Source organism: Edaphobacter paludis, assembly GCF_039993895.1.
GTDB lineage: Bacteria > Acidobacteriota > Terriglobia > Terriglobales > Acidobacteriaceae > Edaphobacter > Edaphobacter paludis.
Genome location: NZ_CP121194.1, coordinates 1,857,464 through 1,874,635, shown reverse-complemented (window position 1 = coordinate 1,874,635; position 17,172 = coordinate 1,857,464). Strand labels below are relative to the sequence as shown.

Genomic DNA, 17,172 nt, shown 5'->3' with positions numbered 1-17,172 from the left:
CAAGAATCTTTTCACGTCCACCGCTCCGAGCTTCCTATCTCCTAATTTCCGGAATAGGGTTTCTCCCTCGGGTCTCATTCTGAAAACCGCCCCAGCGTCCAAAGATGATTCAGCGGCCCTTTCCCTTTTCCCAACCCTGCCGCCGTCCGTATTGCCTCGGCCACATATAGCTTCGCCCCTACCGCAGCCTCATGTGAACCCTTCCCCGTCACCAGCCCGCATAAAAGCGCGCTCGAAAGCGCACACCCCGTTCCATGCGTCGAAGTCGAATCGATCCGCGCTCCCGGGAGCCACCACGTCCCGCCCGCCGCTGTCAGCAGAAAATCGTCGGGGGGCGTCAGATGACCTCCAGTAGCAAAGACATTCAACCCTTGGCCTGCAGCCTGAAGCGCTCGCGCCGCATCCGGGACATCTCCGCGCCCCGACACTCGCCTTCCAGTCAAAATTCCCAGCTCATCAATATTGGGAGTCACCCAGTCCACCAGCGGCAGCAGCCGCTTGCGCAGGACCTCCACTCCATCCTCTTCCAGCAGTTCCCTGCCCGAACTCGATCGCAAGACCGGGTCCAGCACCACCGGGATCCGGCTCCCACGGCTCCGTAAAACGCTCAGAAAATCAGCCACAGTGGCAACAGTCTCTTCCATGGCAAGCATCCCAATCTTGATGCCCGAACTCGGAAGATCTTCCTCAAGGCAATCGAGCGTCGCCCGCACCGTCTCCGGCCGTATCGGATATGCCGCTTTGACCCCCATCGTGGACTGCACCGTCAAGCTGGTAATGCAGGAAGTTCCAAATAAGTCGTGCGCCGCAAACACCATCAGATCCGCCGTCACTCCAGCGCCCGAAGAGGGATCGAACCCGGCAATCGTCAACACAGTCTGCATTTTGGAGGCAAAACCCGAAAAATCGTCTTTATTTGCAATTCTGCGAAAAAAACAGCATATCGCCGATTCATCCCGAAAAGGGATGAATTCAGCATTAAAAGCCGCTAATCCGTCCGAATAACGGCCATCCTTCTTTCAGATTCCTATAGCACAGACGCTTGGATCAGGCAATGCCGTTAGCCACTTAAATCATTCTCGGCGTTTGACTTAGTTGGTTCAACTCAAGACAATAAGTAGTGGAGATTGCATGAAACTGATTCCTTCCACAATACGCGACCGCAAGGTCACTATGATGAAAGGCGGAGTGGTCGTCGTAACGCTGATGTTGGCGTTCGGCGCTGCGGCATCGGCAAGCGATCCCGCACCAGCCGCAAAAGATTCTGCAAACCACACGGCACAAAAAGCAAAGGCCCATCACTGGTACCAGATTGGCGAAGCCTCCTGGTACGGCATTCGCTTTCAGGGGCACAAGACCGCCACGGGCGAGGCCTTCGACATGAATGCCCTCACCTGCGCGCACCGCAGCCTCCCTCTAGGCAGTTGGATCAGAGTCACCAACCTTCGCAACCACAAGTCCATCTTCGTTCGTGTCAACGACCGTGGCCCAGTACCTGAGGATCGTGTCGTCGACCTCTCCTACGCAGCGGCTCGCGCCGTAGGTATTCACGGCTTGGCCAAGGTCAAGTTGGAACCTGTACGCGGAGGCGATCCCAAGCTGGCACAAGAACTACTGGCCCAGCTTCAGATCCCTGTTCTCCCCAACGCCCACACCGGCGAATAGCCTCTCGTAATCCGAAATACCCGGTGCCGGCGAAGTGTGGGTTTGGAAACACTTAGCCGAGCCATTGGGTCGTAGTTATACAAACGACGACCAATTACACTGCTAATGTGGAACTCACCCCAAAAGACCGCCTCGCCGTAGCCCTCGACTTCCCTTCCGCCAAATCCGCTCTTGACCTTGTCGACCAGCTCTCCGGCACCTGCCAATGGTTCAAGGTCGGCATGGAGCTCTATTACGCCACCGGTAACGCCTTCGTCGAGACTCTCCGCAACCGCGGCTTCAACGTCTTCCTCGACCTCAAGCTCCACGACATCCCCAACACCGTTGCGGGAGCCATTCGTTCCGCCACCCAGGCTGGAGCCTCACTGCTGACGATCCATGCCTCCGGCGGCCCAGCGATGATGGCTGCAGCAACAGAAGCAGCTCAGGCGCCCGATTCCCCCCGGCTTCTCGCCGTCACTGTGCTCACCAGCATGGACGCCGCCCAACTCGCCGCCATAGGCGTAACCTCTTCTCCCGCCGACCAGGTGCTGCGCCTCGCAAAGCTCGCTCAGAAGTCCGGTATCAACGGAATGGTCTGCTCCCCTGAAGAAGCAGGCATCCTCCGCTCAGAGTTGGGCAGCGGTCCTCTCCTGGTCATTCCCGGGATCCGTCCCGCCGGCAGCGACGTCGGCGATCAGAAGCGTATCGCCACCCCGACCATCGCCATCGAGCGCGGAGCCTCTATGCTGGTCGTCGGGAGACCCATAACCCGCGCCGCCAATCCAGCCGAGACTGCAGAATCTATCCTCAAAGAGATCGAACGGGCCTCCGGGACTGACAGATAGTTCAAGGCAACTATCTATCGCCTCAACTACTTTCCGACATTCCGACCCAGGAAACAAAAAGGCCCCTGACCTTCGCCGGAGAACGAAGATCAGGGACCGGTAGTTCCTTTCGAATCAAGCCTTCACAGCAGAACCATGAGTGACATCCATATCGCTCAAACGCAGAACCAGCGATTTTGCCGATCCGCCGCCGCGAATGAACTCGCTCAAATTTAGCTCTTCGACCTCATAGCCTCGGGCCCGAAGCCGTTGCGCCAAATCAGTCTCAACCTTGCCCATCAGGATATGCTTGCCAATATTGATGACGTTGCAAGCAAACTGAGTAGCTTCCATCTCGCTGACCACAATGCGCTTATCGGCACTGTAGGCGGCTTCGATCTTCGCCAGCGAGACCGCATCGAACGCCTCTGGAAAATAAATCAGTTCCCCGCCGCTCAGTGGAGCGAAGCAAAGATCCAGGTGGTAAAAGCGTGGATCGACGAGGTGGAGCGAGGTGACAGTTGTATGCCAGGCGTCCGCAAGATGTTTATGACTTTGCTTGCAGGTTCTCGATCCATGCGCAGCCCAGAGCTTATCGCCCGCTGCGCTAAAAACAACGTCACCTTCTCCCTCAAACGCCGTCTCACGGGGCGTCTCCCATACCAGGAATCCGGCGTCCTGAAACCAGCGCCGTAGATGCGCTTCTTCGGTCTGGCGTTGCGGATGCGCAAAGCTGGAGACGGCAGCTACGCCGTGCTGGACCAGCGCGGAGTGACCCACAAAAACCATATCCGGCGAACCTTGCCGGGGATGAAGGAGCCGCACATCGGCAAGCCGCTGCAGCTGCTGATGCAGCGCCTTCCATTGGGTGAACGCTGTATCCCGCGAAGATTGATGGAGATTGCCTGCCATCCATGGATTGATGACGTAATTCACGTCATACCATTCGGGCGCACACATCAGGAAGGTGGGGCGATCGAAATGGGGCAAAGAAGCAAACGTCGAGGCTGGGGAAGATGCTACGGAGGAGGGTGTCATAATCCTGGTTTTCCTACTTTCCAGTTGTAGAGTCTGCCCGTTGCGGCAGACGATCGTCAAGGGCTGCAACAGCATTTTTTTGTACGACTTTGGTTCGACGTATCTCACCCTTGAAAAGGAGGTATCTATCGCGGTTCCATAAAAATAAATAATCCGCGGGAAAATAAACTCCTCCAGACGCAACAAAGAGCCCGAATTGGGGCCCTTTGTTTACAATCAGATCCGCTAAGAACTACAGCTTCTCGAAGAACTCACACGCCGAACAGGAGATATAGACTCCGCCGGGGATTCCACGCTCCCGATCCTTCACGCGCTTAACGATACGGGTTGGTTTGGAGCACTTCGGACAATCCGTGCTCTTGTTGGTGTCCATGACCTTTTTACGGTCGCCGGTCTTGGCAATCTTCGCCATAATTCTTGCTCTCCCTGGTGCGAATGTTTCGGCTCGCGCGCTGGATGACATTCATCCGGAACTTCTCGTAAAGATTGTCCGGGACAGGCCACGGCAGGAATCGGAGGAGAAGGACTGCGATTGAGGCTCTCTCAAGAGTTTACACGACTGAAGCTCTAACGGAGATGCGGATCGGTGGGAGAACCCATCGTGGGAACCGGGGGGATTGGAGCAACGGGCTGTTTAGCAGTTGGAAACTGCACTTTACCTGACCCTCCCGACGGCACTGGCTCACCCGGCTTGCGCAACGTAGGCGGCTGCGCTTGCCCGCTGGCGCTCGTTCCGGGCGCCTGATCGCCCATCGCGACCTCCCGCGTAGGCGCAGGCGGGTTATATCCGCCCATCTCATCCTTGTCGTGGATCTCAAGGGGCTTACCCAATTCGGCGATCTCGACGACGGTAACCCGATCGCCAACGAATTTTATAAAGTGGATCGTCTGCGGCTCATGACCATAGATCCATTCTTCGTAGGCCCCACCGCTGGCGTCGCCGCTCTGCTTCTCGCGAATCTTGCTCTCCGGCTCTCCCATCGCTGCAAGCACCATGCGATGGTTCATGCCCACCAATACCTGATGCACATCGACTGCCTGTTTCACCAATGGAGGAAGGGTGTTCGCATAGGCCTGTTCCGTCGTCTTGACTCCAAAATCGATGACGGGCGCAAGCAGTGCTTTCACCTCCGGGGCCGAGAGGTCTGGTACAGGTCCATCGAAAACCAAATTGATGCGGGAGCCGGTCGCTTCTTCCCCCTGATCCGCTACGACGGGATTGTCATTGAACTGGACATGCCGCAGGAAACGGTGCTTAACATAGGGACCGCCGTTGAGATCCAGAGCAATACGATTGCCTTTGACGGTCAGCGCAGTGACCACGACCCGGTCGCCCACGCCTGCCGCTTGCCCTTTTTTGTAAATCATTTCTTTATAGGCCGCAGGGCTGGTTTCCAACGACCCATTGGCATGAAGCGTCAGCCCCGCACCCATTGGCAGCGCGCAGTGCGCAAAGCCTTGCTCGGCTACCAGCATCCGTACCAGTTCGCGCTGGCCGCGCTCGCCCATGCGAGTTGCTGGAAGAGAAAGATTTGTAGGGGTGAAATGAGTGGAGATTTCGTCCGTGGCAGTCTTCTGACCGACTACAAAGACCTGGCTGCGCACCGTCCCGGTCAACAGAACCACGCAACTTACCACGAGAGCCCATCCGTGCTTGCGCATTGTCATGGCAGCACCTCAGATGGATAGCAGTCTGCGCCTTCTCTTCCCCTTTTGCAAGGGGTCGACTCTGCTTTTTGTATCTCATCAAAACAAACCCCGGAGAGCTACCGGGGAGGTTCATTCGCAGAGCGCTCTTGAGGCGTTGTAGGCAATATCTGAACCAGCGATACCGGCTTGGCTCCCTGCTCCATGGCCGTATGTGCTTCGGGCGGTGGTACATCCATGGGGTACCCCGCCGCGATGATGGGCTTGCGCGTGTAGTCCCATGCGTAGTCGCGGGTCGCGAAGACGACCACGACAACGCCAATCGTTAGGACTACCAACGTAAACAAGGCCCCTTCCGGTCCATAGTCTCCGCCAGTAAGCCAGGTGGGGCCGATAGCGCGGGTCTGAACCACGCTGGAAAAATTGATGATTCCACTCACGGGCAGGCCAAACAGTACGCCCATGCTCGCGTTCCAGGCGAAGTGTAGTCCCCACCCCAGCCACAATCCATGAGTGCGCAGCCATGCAATCGAAAGCAGGATTCCAGCGAACATGGTGATAAGGACGCTGATCCAAGTCGCGTCAGGATTGAAGGCGTGAAGTAAGCCGAAGAACAGCGATATCAGAACAGTCGCCGCAGTCGGTCCGACAGCCTCGATCAGGCGGCGGAATGGATACCCGCGAAAGGCTACTTCCTCAACCAGCGCACTGATCGCAAGCATCACCAGATTAAGGACGACGAGCCAGAAGGCTCTCGGCGCCGTCCAGAACTCGATGTGCAGCGTGCGGCCAAGCGCCATCGGCAGCACGGCGAGAACAACCAATCCCCATCCAATCGCCGCACCGATACCCCACTCACGCCCAGCGGTTGCTCGTCGGGGCAGGCCAAGCGCCTCGCGCATGGACGCACTCTGATGAGCAACCATCTGCAGAAAGCAGAAGCCGATGGCCAGCAAAAACAGCAGAAACACCACGCCAAGCAGAGGCCGCTCGTCGCTCAGGTTAAAGCGCACCGAAAGACCCATGGCTGCGCGACCCGCCAGCGTCTGCGAAGCAAAAAACCACGCAGCAGAAGTGATGAAGAGCGCGATTTGCAGCGCACGGTCCGAACGGGTTGACGGTGTCGAATCAAACGCCTTCAACGATAGTTACTCCATGTGCTGCATCGGCTGCTAAACGGTGGTGTAGAACTGCGCGATATTGCGGAACTTGCGGTAGCGCTGCTCGAGCAGTTCCTCGATAGGCAACCCTCGGAGCGCCGCAAGATGATACTGAAGCTTTTCATCGACCATCGCCATGGCCGCAGCCGGATCGTTCTGCGTACCGCCCTCAGGCTCCGACAGTACGTCATCGACACAGCCTAAGCGTTGGACGTCAATGGCCGTGTATTTGAGAGCATCGGCTGCCTGCTGTTTCTTGCCGGCGTCCTTCCACATGATCGAGGCACAACCCTCGGGGGAGATGACCGAATAAATCGCATTTTCGAGCATCAAGACCCGGTCAGCGACTGCCAGCGCCAAGGCGCCGCCCGAACCTCCTTCGCCCGTAATCGTGGCAATGGTCGGCACCCTCAGCCGCGACATCTCAAGCAGGTTGCGTGCAATAGCCTCGCCCTGACCACGCTCTTCCGCGCCGATGCCAGGATTCGCCCCTGCCAAGTCGATAAAGGTAAAGACAGGATGACCGAATTTCTCCGCAATCTTCATCGCACGAAGCGCCTTGCGATAGCCTTCAGGATCAGGGCTGCCGAACTTCCGCGCCACCCGTTCCTTGAGCGTCCTGCCCTTCAGGTTACCGACAACCAGCACCGGTTCGCCATGAAAGTACGCCATTCCGCAACTCATCGCTGCGTCGTCGCCGAAGGCTCGGTCGCCGTGGATCTCGCTGAAGTCGGTAAAGAGTGCTTCGATGAAGTCCATCGGATAAGGGCGCTGGGCGTGCCGGGCCAGCTCCGTTTTGATCCACGCTTCCGGAACCGGTGCGGCTACAGGATGAGCGTGCGCTGCTCTGCTTGCTTCGTGTTCAGCCATAAGTCGTCTGTGCTTCCCTTTTGATTGTATGCGATAGCCGAGAATCAGAGCGTAGCGATCTCGGATGGAACGTCAGAAGATCAATCAATCACCCGAACACCGCCCCGCCCGACCAGCTCTTCCACCTGGTCGATGAAGAGACGATCCGCCGCCACCATCACGTTATGCGGCTCCAGCACGGCGCAGAACTCCCCCGGTTCTTCGAGATCCAGCAGTAGCTTGCCCTTCCCCGGCGCACCAAGAAATACCGCATGAAGCTTTTCCAGCAACGCCGCGTCGGGATTATGCAGCGGAACCCTGATCCGCAGCGACTCCGGCAACTTCAGCTTCACATCCTCGAGCGCCTGAATACTCGAAATCGCCAGCTTGGGCGCAGAGTCTTCCTCCCCACGGAGCACGCCGCGCACCAGCACCGGGACGTCGATCTTCAACTTCTCCGCCAGCTTCTCATAAGACTGCGGAAACGCGATCAGCTCAATCTTTCCCACCGTATCTTCGAGCGAAGCCTGCGCGTACATCTCGCCCGAACGCTTCGACTTCGCCACCTTCAGCCCGGTAATCACGCCAGCGATGGCAATTTCATTCTGTGGCTCTTCACTGCGCCCGCGCCGAAAGGTTTGCGGCTCCGGCTTCATCTCAATCGCAGTCGCCGTATCTACCACCTTCATGTTGCGCAGCTTCTCGCGATACTTGTCCATCGGATGCCCCGAGACAAAAAATCCCAGAACCTCCTTCTCATACTGCAATCGGGTATGTTCATCCCACTCAGGCACATTGGGCAAAGCATCTTCGCGACCGCCGCCCTCTGCGGGGATATCCGAATCGAATATCCCAAACAGTCCATGCTGCCCCGCTGCCTCATCGCGCTGCGACTTCTGTGCCTGCTCCATCGCTTTATCTAGTGCGGCCATCACCTGAGCGCGCCCACCAAACGCGTCCATCGCGCCAGCTTTAATCAGCGATTCCAGGACACGCTTATTCAGCAACCGAAGATCGACCTTCTCGCAGAACTCCCAAAGGCTGCTGAAGCCGGTCTTTCCCGCTTCCTTCAATTCCTCGCGCGCTTTAATGATGGAATCAATCGCGTTGTGCCCAACATTCTTAATCGCGGCCAGGCCAAAGCCAATCTCATCCCCCACAGGGGTGAAGTTGGCATAGGAAGCCTGCACATTCGGCGGCACAACGGAGATATTGATCTCGCGGCACTCCGAGATGTACTTCACGACGTTCTCCGGCTTCGAGGTTTCACTCGTCAGCAGCGCAGCCATAAACTCCACTGGATAATGCGTCTTGAGCCACGCAGTGTGATACGCCAGCAGTGCATAAGCAGCCGAGTGCGACTTATTGAAACCATACCCTGCGAACTGCGCCATCAAGTCAAACAGCTTTCCAGCGGTGTCCTTTGGATGTTTGTTCGCAGCAGCGCCTGCCATAAAACGCTCGCGCTGCTTGTCCATCTCGGCAGCGTCTTTCTTACCCATCGCGCGGCGCAGCAGGTCGGCGTCGCCCAGCGAATAGCCAGCAACGACGTTCGAAATCTGCATCACCTGCTCCTGATACACAATGACGCCCAGCGTCTCGTGCAGCAGCGTTTCAAGCTCAGGCAGCAGATACTCAACCGGCCTGCGTCCCCACTTGCGCTCGATGAAGTCGTCGATCATGCCACCCTGAATCGGGCCGGGGCGATAGAGCGCATTCAAAGCGGTAAGGTCTTCGACGGTGGTCGGCTTGTAGCGTCGCAGCACATCGCGCATTCCGCCCGATTCAAACTGAAACACACCTGAAGTCAGCGCACGATGAAATACCTGCTCATAGGTCTTCGCATCATCGAGCGGTATCGTCGCCATCTCCACCGTCTCGCCGCGGTTCAGCTTGATGAGCTTAAGGCAGTCGTCAATAACAGTCAGCGTAGTCAGCCCAAGAAAGTCCATCTTGAGCAGCCCCATCTTCTCGACCGCCTTCATGTCATACGCCGTGACCAGCGACTCGTCCTTGGTCAGCGTCACCGGCACCAGCTCGGTCAGCGGCTGCGGCGCGATCACGACACCGGCGGCGTGGACGCCAGCCCCGCGAATCAGGCCCTCGAGACGAATCGCAGCGTCGATCACTTCCTTGATGCGCGCATCGCCCTCATAGGCGGTGGCCAGCGTCGGCGAGTCCTTCATCGCCTGCTCGATGGTGATGCCGATCGTCGGCGGAATCATCTTTGCGATGCGGTCCACTTCGCCATAAGGCATGTCGAGAGCGCGTCCAACGTCCTTGATGGCAGCCTTCGCGGCCATCGTGTTGAACGTGATGATCTGCGCCACCTGGTCGTTGCCATACTTGCGCTTGACGTACTCGATGACCTCGCCACGGCGATTCATGCAGAAGTCGATATCGATATCGGGCATGGAGACGCGCTCGGGGTTGAGAAACCGCTCGAACAGCAGCTCATTCTGCAGCGGATCGACGTCGGTAATCTCCATCACATACGCGACCAGCGACCCCGCCGCCGAACCACGCCCCGGCCCCACCGGAATATCCTGCTCCTTCGCGTAGCGAATGAAGTCCCACACAATCATGAAGTAGCCGGGAAACTGCATCTGCTTGATGCAATCAAGCTCGCGGTTCAACCTGGCCTCGTAGTCCGCAATCGATTTGCGCAGCAACCCACGCTCGCGGAGATGAGCCACCGAAGTCTCCAGCCGCTTCTTCAATCCTTCGCGGCACACGCTCTCAAAGTAGCTGTCCAGCGTATGGCCTTCAGGAACATCGAACTTCGGAAACGGATCTTTTACCTTCGACATTTTCAGGTTGCAGCGGTCCACAAACTGCATTGTGCGATTGCAGACCTCGGGATTCTGAGCGAAGGTCCGGTGCATCTCCTCCGCAGTCTTGATGTAGAACTCCTGCGTGTCGAACTTGAAGCGGTTCGGGTCATTCATGCTCCCGGCCGTCTGCACGCACAGCAGAATCTCGTGAGCGCGGCTGTCGTCGCTGGCGACATAATGACTGTCGTTGGTCGCGATCAGGGGAATGCCAAGCTCGCGCTCCATCTTGAAGAGCGCATCGCAGACACCCTTGTCCGGCTCCAGCCCATGGTCCTGAATCTCAAGGAAGAAGTTGTTTTTGCCGAATATGTCCTGAAAGTATCCCGCGCTCTGCTTCGCCTCTTCGTACTTACCCGCCATCAGGTGTTGATTGATTTCGCCGGCCAGACAGCCCGAGAATCCAATCAAGCCCTCCGTGTGCTTCGACAGAAATTCCTTGGACACCCGCGGCTTGCGATAGAAGCCATGCAGAGCAGCTTCGCTGGTCAGGCGGACAAGGTTGCGGTAACCCGTCTCATTCTCCGCCAGTACCAGGAAGTGGTTGTAGCCATCCGCCCTCTCGCGGTGGTCAGCCGTCTTTGAGAGATAAAGCTCGCAACCAAGGATCGGCTTGACCCCCTTCTTCTGCATGGCGTCGAAGAAGTGCACCGCTCCATAGATATTGCCGTGGTCAGTGATGGCGGCAGCCTTCTGCCCAATCTTGCTGACATGCGCGGCCAGCTTATCGACGTCGCAGGCTCCATCGAGGAGCGAATAATCGGAGTGAAGATGGAGGTGGGTGAACTCTGCGGCCATACCTCTAGTTTAGAACCCGCAGCCGCAGAGGAAAACGTCGACCTAATTCGAGGGTTCGTATTAGAATCGTGGGCAAATGGGCGGCATCTTCCTGATCGATTCAATTCGCTTATGGCTGCGCCGCAGAAGCCGCGAGAAAAAACTGCGCCTTGCCGCCACCTGGCCGACGACCGTGGCCGAGGTCAATCATTGGGCGGTAGTCCCGGCGGACGAAGAAGCCAATGCCTTTGGAGTTCCTTTTCAGATCGAAGCAGGCTTCCACTTCAAGCTCAACGGCGAATACTACGGCGGCTACTTTCGCAGCGTAGCTTTGGCCGGAGGTGAAGCGGAAAGACTTGCAAAGGGGGATCTTTCCGTCAACATCCGCTACGACCCGAGCAATCCAGATTCCGTCGCTGTCCTCGCTGAGGACAATAAGAAGAATCTCCCCTTCCAAATCTTTTCCAGCTAATCAGGGAAGGCGGAGCCTAACTCACTAAACTCGTCGCCAGCTCGACATAGAGATCTACGCACTCCAACAGCTCTTTTTTTGAGATCTTCTCATTCGACGTATGCGCCACATGAATGCTTCCCGGACCCAGCAGAAACGGCTCGCCCCAGTTGGTCAGCGTCGGGATATCGGTAGCGAACTTGGCGACCATCGTAGGCCGGTTCCCCACTTTACGCATCCGCACATAGCTCAGATCGAGCGAGAAAGTAACCTTGGCTCGGTCGCCCACTGTCTTCAAAATGAGGTCTTTCACCTCTTGCGAAGGTCCTACCGTGCGGATCAGCAGATGAGCCTCTGCCTTGTCCGCAATGACATTCGGCGCGCGCCCACCCTCGATCAGCCCGATGTTCAGCGTGGAAGGCCCAATCTCCGGCTCAACCGGAAGTGACAACGCGTTCACATCGTGGAGCGCCTCCACCAACTTGTCGATAGCCGACTCTCCCAGCTCGGGGTACGCCGAGTGCGCCATGCGTCCATGGCTGCGTAGCTCGACGCGCAGCGCGCCTTTTGTCGCGAGCGCCATGCGGTTGTCCGTCGGCTCTCCATTGATCAGAAACTTCGATCCCTTGGGGAACTGATTGGCCACCTTGGCCCCCGCCGAGTCGCGCTCCTCCCCCACAACAAATAGCAGCCCAACCTTCACGCCCGCATCCCGCAGCCTGTCCGCCGCCGCAATCTGAGCAGCGATAATCCCCTTCGCGTCGCAGGTTCCACGACCATAGAGGAACTCGTCATCCTCCGTGCAGCCAAAGAACGGAGGTACGGTATCCATATGGGTCGAAAGAACGATATCCGGCGTAACCCCCGGGAGCGCGGCATAGACATTGAACCGCTCCCCAGTCCCGGCTCCCGGAGTCAGCTTCAGTTCCGGCTGTTCCACCGTCATCTTTTCAACGGCATAGCGCTCTGAAGCCAGAAATTCATACAAAAAGGCTCCTGCAAGACCCTCATGGTAGGTGGTCGAATCAATATCGACGAGCTTCTTCGTAAGTTGAATAGGATCAATCGCCATCCTTCCAGCATACGATATGTTTTTTGCGTCAAAAATAGTTCCCATGGAAGCAGAATCGTGGACGAACCATCCTGGAGAACAAGCATAAAATCATAAAAAATGACGCAAAAACATCCGTCGCAAATTATCTCTATCGAGGACCTTCACAGTCCCGCCGGTCGCCTCGAAGCCGTACTGAACACCGGCCGTCCCGACGCGCCTTACTCCGTGCTCCTCTGTCATCCCCACCCCCTAGGCGGCGGCACCATGCACAATAAAGTCGTCTATCACGCCATGAAGGCCTTTAATTCCTTTGGTTTACCGGTCCTCCGCTTCAACTTTCGCAGTGTTGGACTAAGCGAAGGGACCTTCGACGAAGGCCGCGGAGAGCAGGAAGATGTCCGCGCCGCGCTTGACTGGCTCGAAGCTAACCTCAAACGACCCATCATCTTCGCCGGTTTCTCTTTCGGCTCCTATGTGGGCCTTCGCGCCTGCTGTGGCGAAGCTCGGGTGAAAGGCTTGCTGGCGCTGGGACTGCCGGTCCATGCCGAAGGCCGCGACTATACCTATGATTTCCTGGCGCAATGCGGCCAGCCCAAACTCTTCCTCAGCGGAGACCACGACGAATACGGCCCGCGACCGCTGGTAGAAGAAGCGTTCGCCTCGGCTTCAGAACCAAAGCGCCTGGTCTGGATCGAAGGAGCAGAGCATTTTTTTCAGGGAACAGCAGACTCTCCCACGCCAAAACTCGGCGTGATGCAACACGAGATCGCACTCTGGCTACGCGAAGAATTCAGTCTGGGATAATTAAGCGGCGCTCGTCGCCTCGGGAAGCCTGCGCAAGAGCCAGTCGCGCATCGCCTGGTTGCAAACCTCCGGCATCTCCTCGAACGCGATATGTCCCGCGCCATGAATCACAACCAGGCTCGACTGCGGCAACACCCTCTCCAATTGACGACCCGACGAAAGCCCCACAGCGCGATCACGGTCACCCCAGATCAGCAGCGTCGGCTTACTTAACTTTGCGAGGGCCGAACGCAAAACGCTCATATCAGCCGACCAACGCCGAATAATCTGCAAGACATGATCCATTGTGCCGGGAACATGCAATCCGGCAATATAGCCCTCCAGGACACCATCGGCAACCCTTGAAGGGTCTCCGTACATGCGGCTCAGCGCGGTGGCCTTCAGCATTCTTGGCAGATGAGGAATCTGTCGCGCAAACCAGCACCCAAACTTCGTCTGATAGAAGTAGATCAACTGCTTCCCAAGATCGCAAAACGGGTTTGCGGGCGCAAACAGGATGAGACTGCGCACGCGACCCGGGTGGCGCGCAGCCAGCATCATCGCCACAGCTCCTCCATGAGAATGGGCGCCAATATCTGCTTCATCCAAACCCAACTTCTGCATAAACGCTGCAATACGGTCCGCGGTCGCTTCCAATCCGGCATCCAGCCCGGGAATGCGCTCCGACTCTCCCATATTGGCTAGATCGATCGCAAAAACGCTGGCATCTCGGGCCAGAAAGCTAATATTTCTATTCCAGTTTCTGGCCGATCCGACCAAACCATGCAGCAATAGAAGGGGATGGCCCGAGCCGGCGTATTGATAGTGGACCTTCACGCCCGATATCGATACAACTGCCTCGTTAATCTCTTCGTCTCGTTGCATCGCATCTACTCTCTTTTCAAATGTTACAGGAAGATGAATTTGCGAGGCGAGACATTAGGAGAAGCCAGCGAATTCCCTTGAGATGGCTGAGGAGACAAGTAAACCCTACTATCAGGATTACGGAATGGGATATGATTTTCCGTAGCTCTAACTGCCCATGGACTCAGTAAGTTCAGCTTTCTAGTCATATACTCATTTGGTACACAATGTGCTTAATGAAGTTGTCGTAGCCTTATGAAAAATGGCTTCCAAACGCGGATCCTGGCGATCGCGCTCGCTCTTGCGACGCTGGCTGCGTGCGTGCTCGCAGGAGTAAATCTCCAGCACGAGAACCATTTCGATGTGCCTACTGACGGCATCTCATGGATTGAAGCGCCGGGTGGATTGCGAGCTCAGCGAGTTCCTGCGGAATCTCCCGGCTATCGGGCCGGAATTCGTACCGGCGACATCCTTGTCGCAATTAATGATCGTCCAACGAACCGCCTGGCTCCGCTTGTACGAGAGATGTTTCGCAGCGGCATCTGGTCTCACGCAACCTATTCCATCCAGCGGCCGGTTCCAAATTCCATCGATCTCAAAGGATCGGCCCGGCTCGACATTCAGGTCATCCTGGTCCCGCAGGACCGTTCCAGCAACCAGTGGCTGCGGTTTATAGCGCTCGTCTACCTGGCCATAGGAATTTATGTCTTGTTCCGGCGATGGACGGCGCCGAAGTCGACGCACTTTTATGTTTTCTGCCTTGTCTCTTTCGTGTTGTACTCCTTCAAATACACGACAGAATTCGACACCTTCGACCAGGTCATCTACTGGTGCAACATCATCGCGGAAGCGCTGCAACCCGCGCTCTTCGTCCATTTCGCAGTCAGCTTCTCCGATGTCTTTGCCTCAAATCGCCCAAACAAGCTCAAGCGCCGTCTCCTCAGCACGATCATCTACACGCCTGCAGTCTGCCTGATAGCGCTGCAATACTCCGCCATTCAATTCTGGTCGGCCACCGAGATGTTGCGGCATCGCCTCGATCAGATTGCGGTTGCCTATCTCGCTATTTATTACGTCATTGCTGCAATCGTCTTCCGCTTCCGGTATCAGCGAGCCGAGTCCGGCCTTGAGCGGCAACAGTTGAAGTGGCTCACTCGTGGCACCCTGCTCACCATCACGCCCTTCACGCTTCTCTACGTCATCCCGTACCTTTATTTCTCGGGCACATCCGTTCCTTCCCTACTGACAAAGATCGCCGGACTCTCGTTGATCTTTCTTCCCCTTACCTTCAGTTGGGCGATTGTGCGTTACCGGCTGATGGACGTCGATCTGATCTTCAAGCGCGGCGTCACCTATACGCTTGCGACCGCCTCGCTGGTCGGACTCTATTTTGTTGTCGTCGCCGTCACGGCAGAGATGGTTCGCGCCCGCCTGCCGAGCCTGCATGTTTGGGGCTTGCTGGCTGCGATCATCTTCACCGGTATTCTCTTTGAACCGCTAAAGAAAGCGATTCAGGGGCGCGTAGATCGCCTCTTCGACCAAAAGCGCTTCGACTACCGAGAGACCCTGGTTGAATTTGGTCGAGGTCTGAACTCGCAGACCGATCTCCGCGCTCTTCTCGACTCGATTGTTGAGCGCCTGCCTCAGACCTTGCTTGTAACCCGGGTGGCTGTTTTTCTGGCGACGGAACCTAATCGTTCTCCCGGCAATCCAAACTTCGAACTCGCAGCTTCGCACGGTCTCACCAATCTTCAGGCCGATGATCTACAAACCCTCGATGTCCGCTTCCTCGACTTCGACCGCCCGGGCGCCAACAGCCATATATTTCTTGAAACGCCGCAGCAGGTTCTTCGTCTGCCCGAAGCGCAACGCAGCAGCGCACGCAACCTCGATTTGAACTACTATCTCCCTTGCCGTGTCGCAAATCGGGAAGGATCTGGGACGCGTACCGTCGCCATTATCGGCCTTGGCCGCACCGACGACGGCGACTTTCTCTCCAGTGAAGACATGGAGTTGCTCGAATCGCTCGCAGGCTATATCGGCATCGCCATCCAGAATGCACAGCTCTATCAGCGGCTCGAACAGAAGATCGGCGAATTCGAGCGGCTCAAGGAGTTCCACGAGAACATCGTCGAATCCATCAATGTCGGCGTCTTTGCCGTCGACCTTGAAGATCGTATCGAGAGCTGGAACACCCAGATGGAGAGCATGTACTCGAAGTCTCGCAAAGAAGTGCTTCGTCAACCCGTATCCGCTGTCTTTCCGGCGGACTTCGTCGCGAGATTCAACAGTGTCCGCGAGGAGCAGGGCACCCACACGCTCTACAAGTTTCGCCTCGCCCTGCCCGACGGCAATGTGCGAACTGCCAACATCGCCATTGCGCCTCTGGTTACGCGCGATTTCATCGCCGTTGGCCGCATCATTCTTGTGGACGACATCACCGACCGCATCCAGCTCGAAGCCCAGTTGACCCAGTCCGAAAAGCTCTCCTCCATCGGCCTGCTTGCCGCGGGCGTCGCGCACGAGGTCAATACACCGCTTGCCGTCATCTCCAGCTATACGCAGATGCTTACAAAGCATATGCGTGGCGACGAGCGCCTGGCGCCAGTGCTCGAAAAGATCACGCAGCAAACCTTCCGCGCATCGGAGATCGTCAACGGCCTGCTCAACTTCTCCCGCACCAGTGGTGCTGAGTTCACCAGCATCGATCTCAACGAACTCCTCCGCGATACGCTGACCTTGCTGGACCATCAGTTCAAGACCGCGCAGATTCGCACAGAAACCAATCTCGATCCGCAACTCGCACGTATTCACGGAAATCAGGGCAAGCTGCAACAGGTAATCCTCAATCTCATGTTGAACGCAAAAGATGCAATGTTCGGAATGTCGAATGCGACCCTGAAAATTGCAACCTTCAATAGCTCAGGAAGCGTCTTCGTGCGCATTCAGGACTCCGGTGGCGGAATCGAACGCGAACATCTTCATCGCATCTACGATCCCTTCTTTACTACCAAGACCAGGCCGCAGGAAGGCGAGCATAAGGGCACCGGCCTGGGGCTTGCCGTCAGCTATGGAATCATCCAGGAGCATGCCGGCAAGATCCACGTCGAGAGCGAACGAGGTGTAGGAACTGCCTTCCAGCTTGAATTCCCTGCTTCCGGCAGCCGGTCTGCGATCTCTGCCGAAACCTACACGAATGGCCGCCGCGACGCCGAGAGGAAGACGATCCATGTCTGAGGCAACCGAG

14 protein-coding genes are annotated in these 17,172 nt (G+C 56.9%); 5 read left to right on the top strand and 9 right to left on the bottom strand.

The window, feature by feature from the left end; all coding sequences use genetic code 11:
* Positions 1-74: 74 nt before the first annotated feature.
* Positions 75-884 (bottom strand): bifunctional hydroxymethylpyrimidine kinase/phosphomethylpyrimidine kinase, encoded by an 810-nt coding sequence (gene thiD / locus P4G45_RS07715; RefSeq protein ID WP_348269092.1) that lies wholly within the window; start codon positions 882-884, stop codon positions 75-77.
* A 247-nt stretch (positions 885-1,131) separates the two neighbouring features.
* On the opposite strand from thiD, the gene P4G45_RS07710 reads away from it, so the two are divergent.
* Together P4G45_RS07710 and pyrF are read left to right on the top strand one after the other, a co-directional pair.
* Complete coding sequence (locus P4G45_RS07710) at positions 1,132-1,665, top strand: septal ring lytic transglycosylase RlpA family protein (protein WP_348269091.1); 534 nt, start codon at positions 1,132-1,134, stop codon at positions 1,663-1,665.
* A 107-nt stretch (positions 1,666-1,772) separates the two neighbouring features.
* Complete coding sequence (pyrF, locus tag P4G45_RS07705; protein ID WP_348269090.1) at positions 1,773-2,492, top strand: orotidine-5'-phosphate decarboxylase; 720 nt, start codon at positions 1,773-1,775, stop codon at positions 2,490-2,492.
* A 114-nt stretch (positions 2,493-2,606) separates the two neighbouring features.
* On the opposite strand, the gene P4G45_RS07700 is transcribed toward pyrF, so the two are convergent.
* From P4G45_RS07700 to dnaE, 6 genes are all read right to left on the bottom strand, one after another.
* A complete protein-coding gene (locus tag P4G45_RS07700) occupies positions 2,607-3,509 on the bottom strand; it encodes an arginine deiminase-related protein (RefSeq protein WP_348269089.1) in 903 nt (300 codons plus the stop codon).
* A gap of 232 nt (positions 3,510-3,741) precedes the next feature.
* On the bottom strand, positions 3,742-3,921 hold the full coding sequence (locus P4G45_RS07695) for a hypothetical protein (protein ID WP_121469254.1): 180 nt from the start codon (positions 3,919-3,921) through the stop codon (positions 3,742-3,744).
* A gap of 155 nt (positions 3,922-4,076) precedes the next feature.
* Entirely contained in the window at positions 4,077-5,177 is a 1,101-nt protein-coding gene (locus P4G45_RS07690; RefSeq protein WP_348269088.1) for a hypothetical protein, read from the bottom strand.
* A gap of 98 nt (positions 5,178-5,275) precedes the next feature.
* A complete protein-coding gene (locus P4G45_RS07685; protein WP_348269087.1) occupies positions 5,276-6,298 on the bottom strand; it encodes a CPBP family intramembrane glutamic endopeptidase in 1,023 nt (340 codons plus the stop codon).
* A gap of 30 nt (positions 6,299-6,328) precedes the next feature.
* Positions 6,329-7,186 carry an acetyl-CoA carboxylase carboxyltransferase subunit alpha gene (locus P4G45_RS07680; protein WP_348269086.1) on the bottom strand — a complete coding sequence of 286 codons (858 nt, stop codon included), beginning with the start codon at positions 7,184-7,186 and terminating at the stop codon, positions 6,329-6,331.
* Positions 7,187-7,266: 80 nt separating this feature from the next.
* A complete protein-coding gene (gene dnaE / locus P4G45_RS07675) occupies positions 7,267-10,794 on the bottom strand; it encodes a DNA polymerase III subunit alpha (protein WP_348269085.1) in 3,528 nt (1,175 codons plus the stop codon).
* A 76-nt stretch (positions 10,795-10,870) separates the two neighbouring features.
* On the opposite strand from dnaE, the gene P4G45_RS07670 reads away from it, so the two are divergent.
* Positions 10,871-11,245, top strand: coding sequence for a DUF3592 domain-containing protein (locus P4G45_RS07670; protein ID WP_348269084.1), 375 nt, complete (start codon positions 10,871-10,873; stop codon positions 11,243-11,245).
* A gap of 16 nt (positions 11,246-11,261) precedes the next feature.
* Here P4G45_RS07670 and P4G45_RS07665 read toward each other — a convergent pair whose 3' ends face one another.
* Positions 11,262-12,296, bottom strand: a complete 1,035-nt coding sequence (locus tag P4G45_RS07665) for a M20/M25/M40 family metallo-hydrolase (RefSeq protein WP_348269083.1) — start codon at positions 12,294-12,296, stop codon at positions 11,262-11,264.
* A gap of 99 nt (positions 12,297-12,395) precedes the next feature.
* On the opposite strand from P4G45_RS07665, the gene P4G45_RS07660 reads away from it, so the two are divergent.
* On the top strand, positions 12,396-13,082 hold the full coding sequence (locus P4G45_RS07660; protein ID WP_348269082.1) for an alpha/beta family hydrolase: 687 nt from the start codon (positions 12,396-12,398) through the stop codon (positions 13,080-13,082).
* On the opposite strand, the gene P4G45_RS07655 is transcribed toward P4G45_RS07660, so the two are convergent.
* The gene (locus tag P4G45_RS07655; RefSeq protein WP_348269081.1) at positions 13,083-13,946 is read right to left on the bottom strand and encodes an alpha/beta fold hydrolase; all 864 of its coding nucleotides are present in this window, start codon (positions 13,944-13,946) and stop codon (positions 13,083-13,085) included.
* 234 nt (positions 13,947-14,180) lie between these two features.
* Between P4G45_RS07655 and P4G45_RS07650 the strand changes: the two genes are divergently transcribed.
* Positions 14,181-17,162 carry an ATP-binding protein gene (locus P4G45_RS07650; RefSeq protein ID WP_348269080.1) on the top strand — a complete coding sequence of 994 codons (2,982 nt, stop codon included), beginning with the start codon at positions 14,181-14,183 and terminating at the stop codon, positions 17,160-17,162.
* The last annotated feature ends 10 nt before the right edge of the window (positions 17,163-17,172 follow it).

Coding starts and splice junctions, on each gene's coding strand:
- P4G45_RS07670 (WP_348269084.1), top strand. CDS start 10,871: ATGGGCGGCATCTTCCTGATCGATTCAATTCGCTTATGGCTGCGCCGC.
- P4G45_RS07680 (WP_348269086.1), bottom strand. CDS start 7,186: ATGGCTGAACACGAAGCAAGCAGAGCAGCGCACGCTCATCCTGTAGCC.
- P4G45_RS07660 (WP_348269082.1), top strand. CDS start 12,396: ATGACGCAAAAACATCCGTCGCAAATTATCTCTATCGAGGACCTTCAC.
- P4G45_RS07650 (WP_348269080.1), top strand. CDS start 14,181: ATGAAAAATGGCTTCCAAACGCGGATCCTGGCGATCGCGCTCGCTCTT.
- P4G45_RS07700 (WP_348269089.1), bottom strand. CDS start 3,509: ATGACACCCTCCTCCGTAGCATCTTCCCCAGCCTCGACGTTTGCTTCT.
- P4G45_RS07655 (WP_348269081.1), bottom strand. CDS start 13,946: ATGCAACGAGACGAAGAGATTAACGAGGCAGTTGTATCGATATCGGGC.
- P4G45_RS07665 (WP_348269083.1), bottom strand. CDS start 12,296: ATGGCGATTGATCCTATTCAACTTACGAAGAAGCTCGTCGATATTGAT.
- P4G45_RS07695 (WP_121469254.1), bottom strand. CDS start 3,921: ATGGCGAAGATTGCCAAGACCGGCGACCGTAAAAAGGTCATGGACACC.
- P4G45_RS07690 (WP_348269088.1), bottom strand. CDS start 5,177: ATGACAATGCGCAAGCACGGATGGGCTCTCGTGGTAAGTTGCGTGGTT.
- dnaE (WP_348269085.1), bottom strand. CDS start 10,794: ATGGCCGCAGAGTTCACCCACCTCCATCTTCACTCCGATTATTCGCTC.
- P4G45_RS07710 (WP_348269091.1), top strand. CDS start 1,132: ATGAAACTGATTCCTTCCACAATACGCGACCGCAAGGTCACTATGATG.
- thiD (WP_348269092.1), bottom strand. CDS start 884: ATGCAGACTGTGTTGACGATTGCCGGGTTCGATCCCTCTTCGGGCGCT.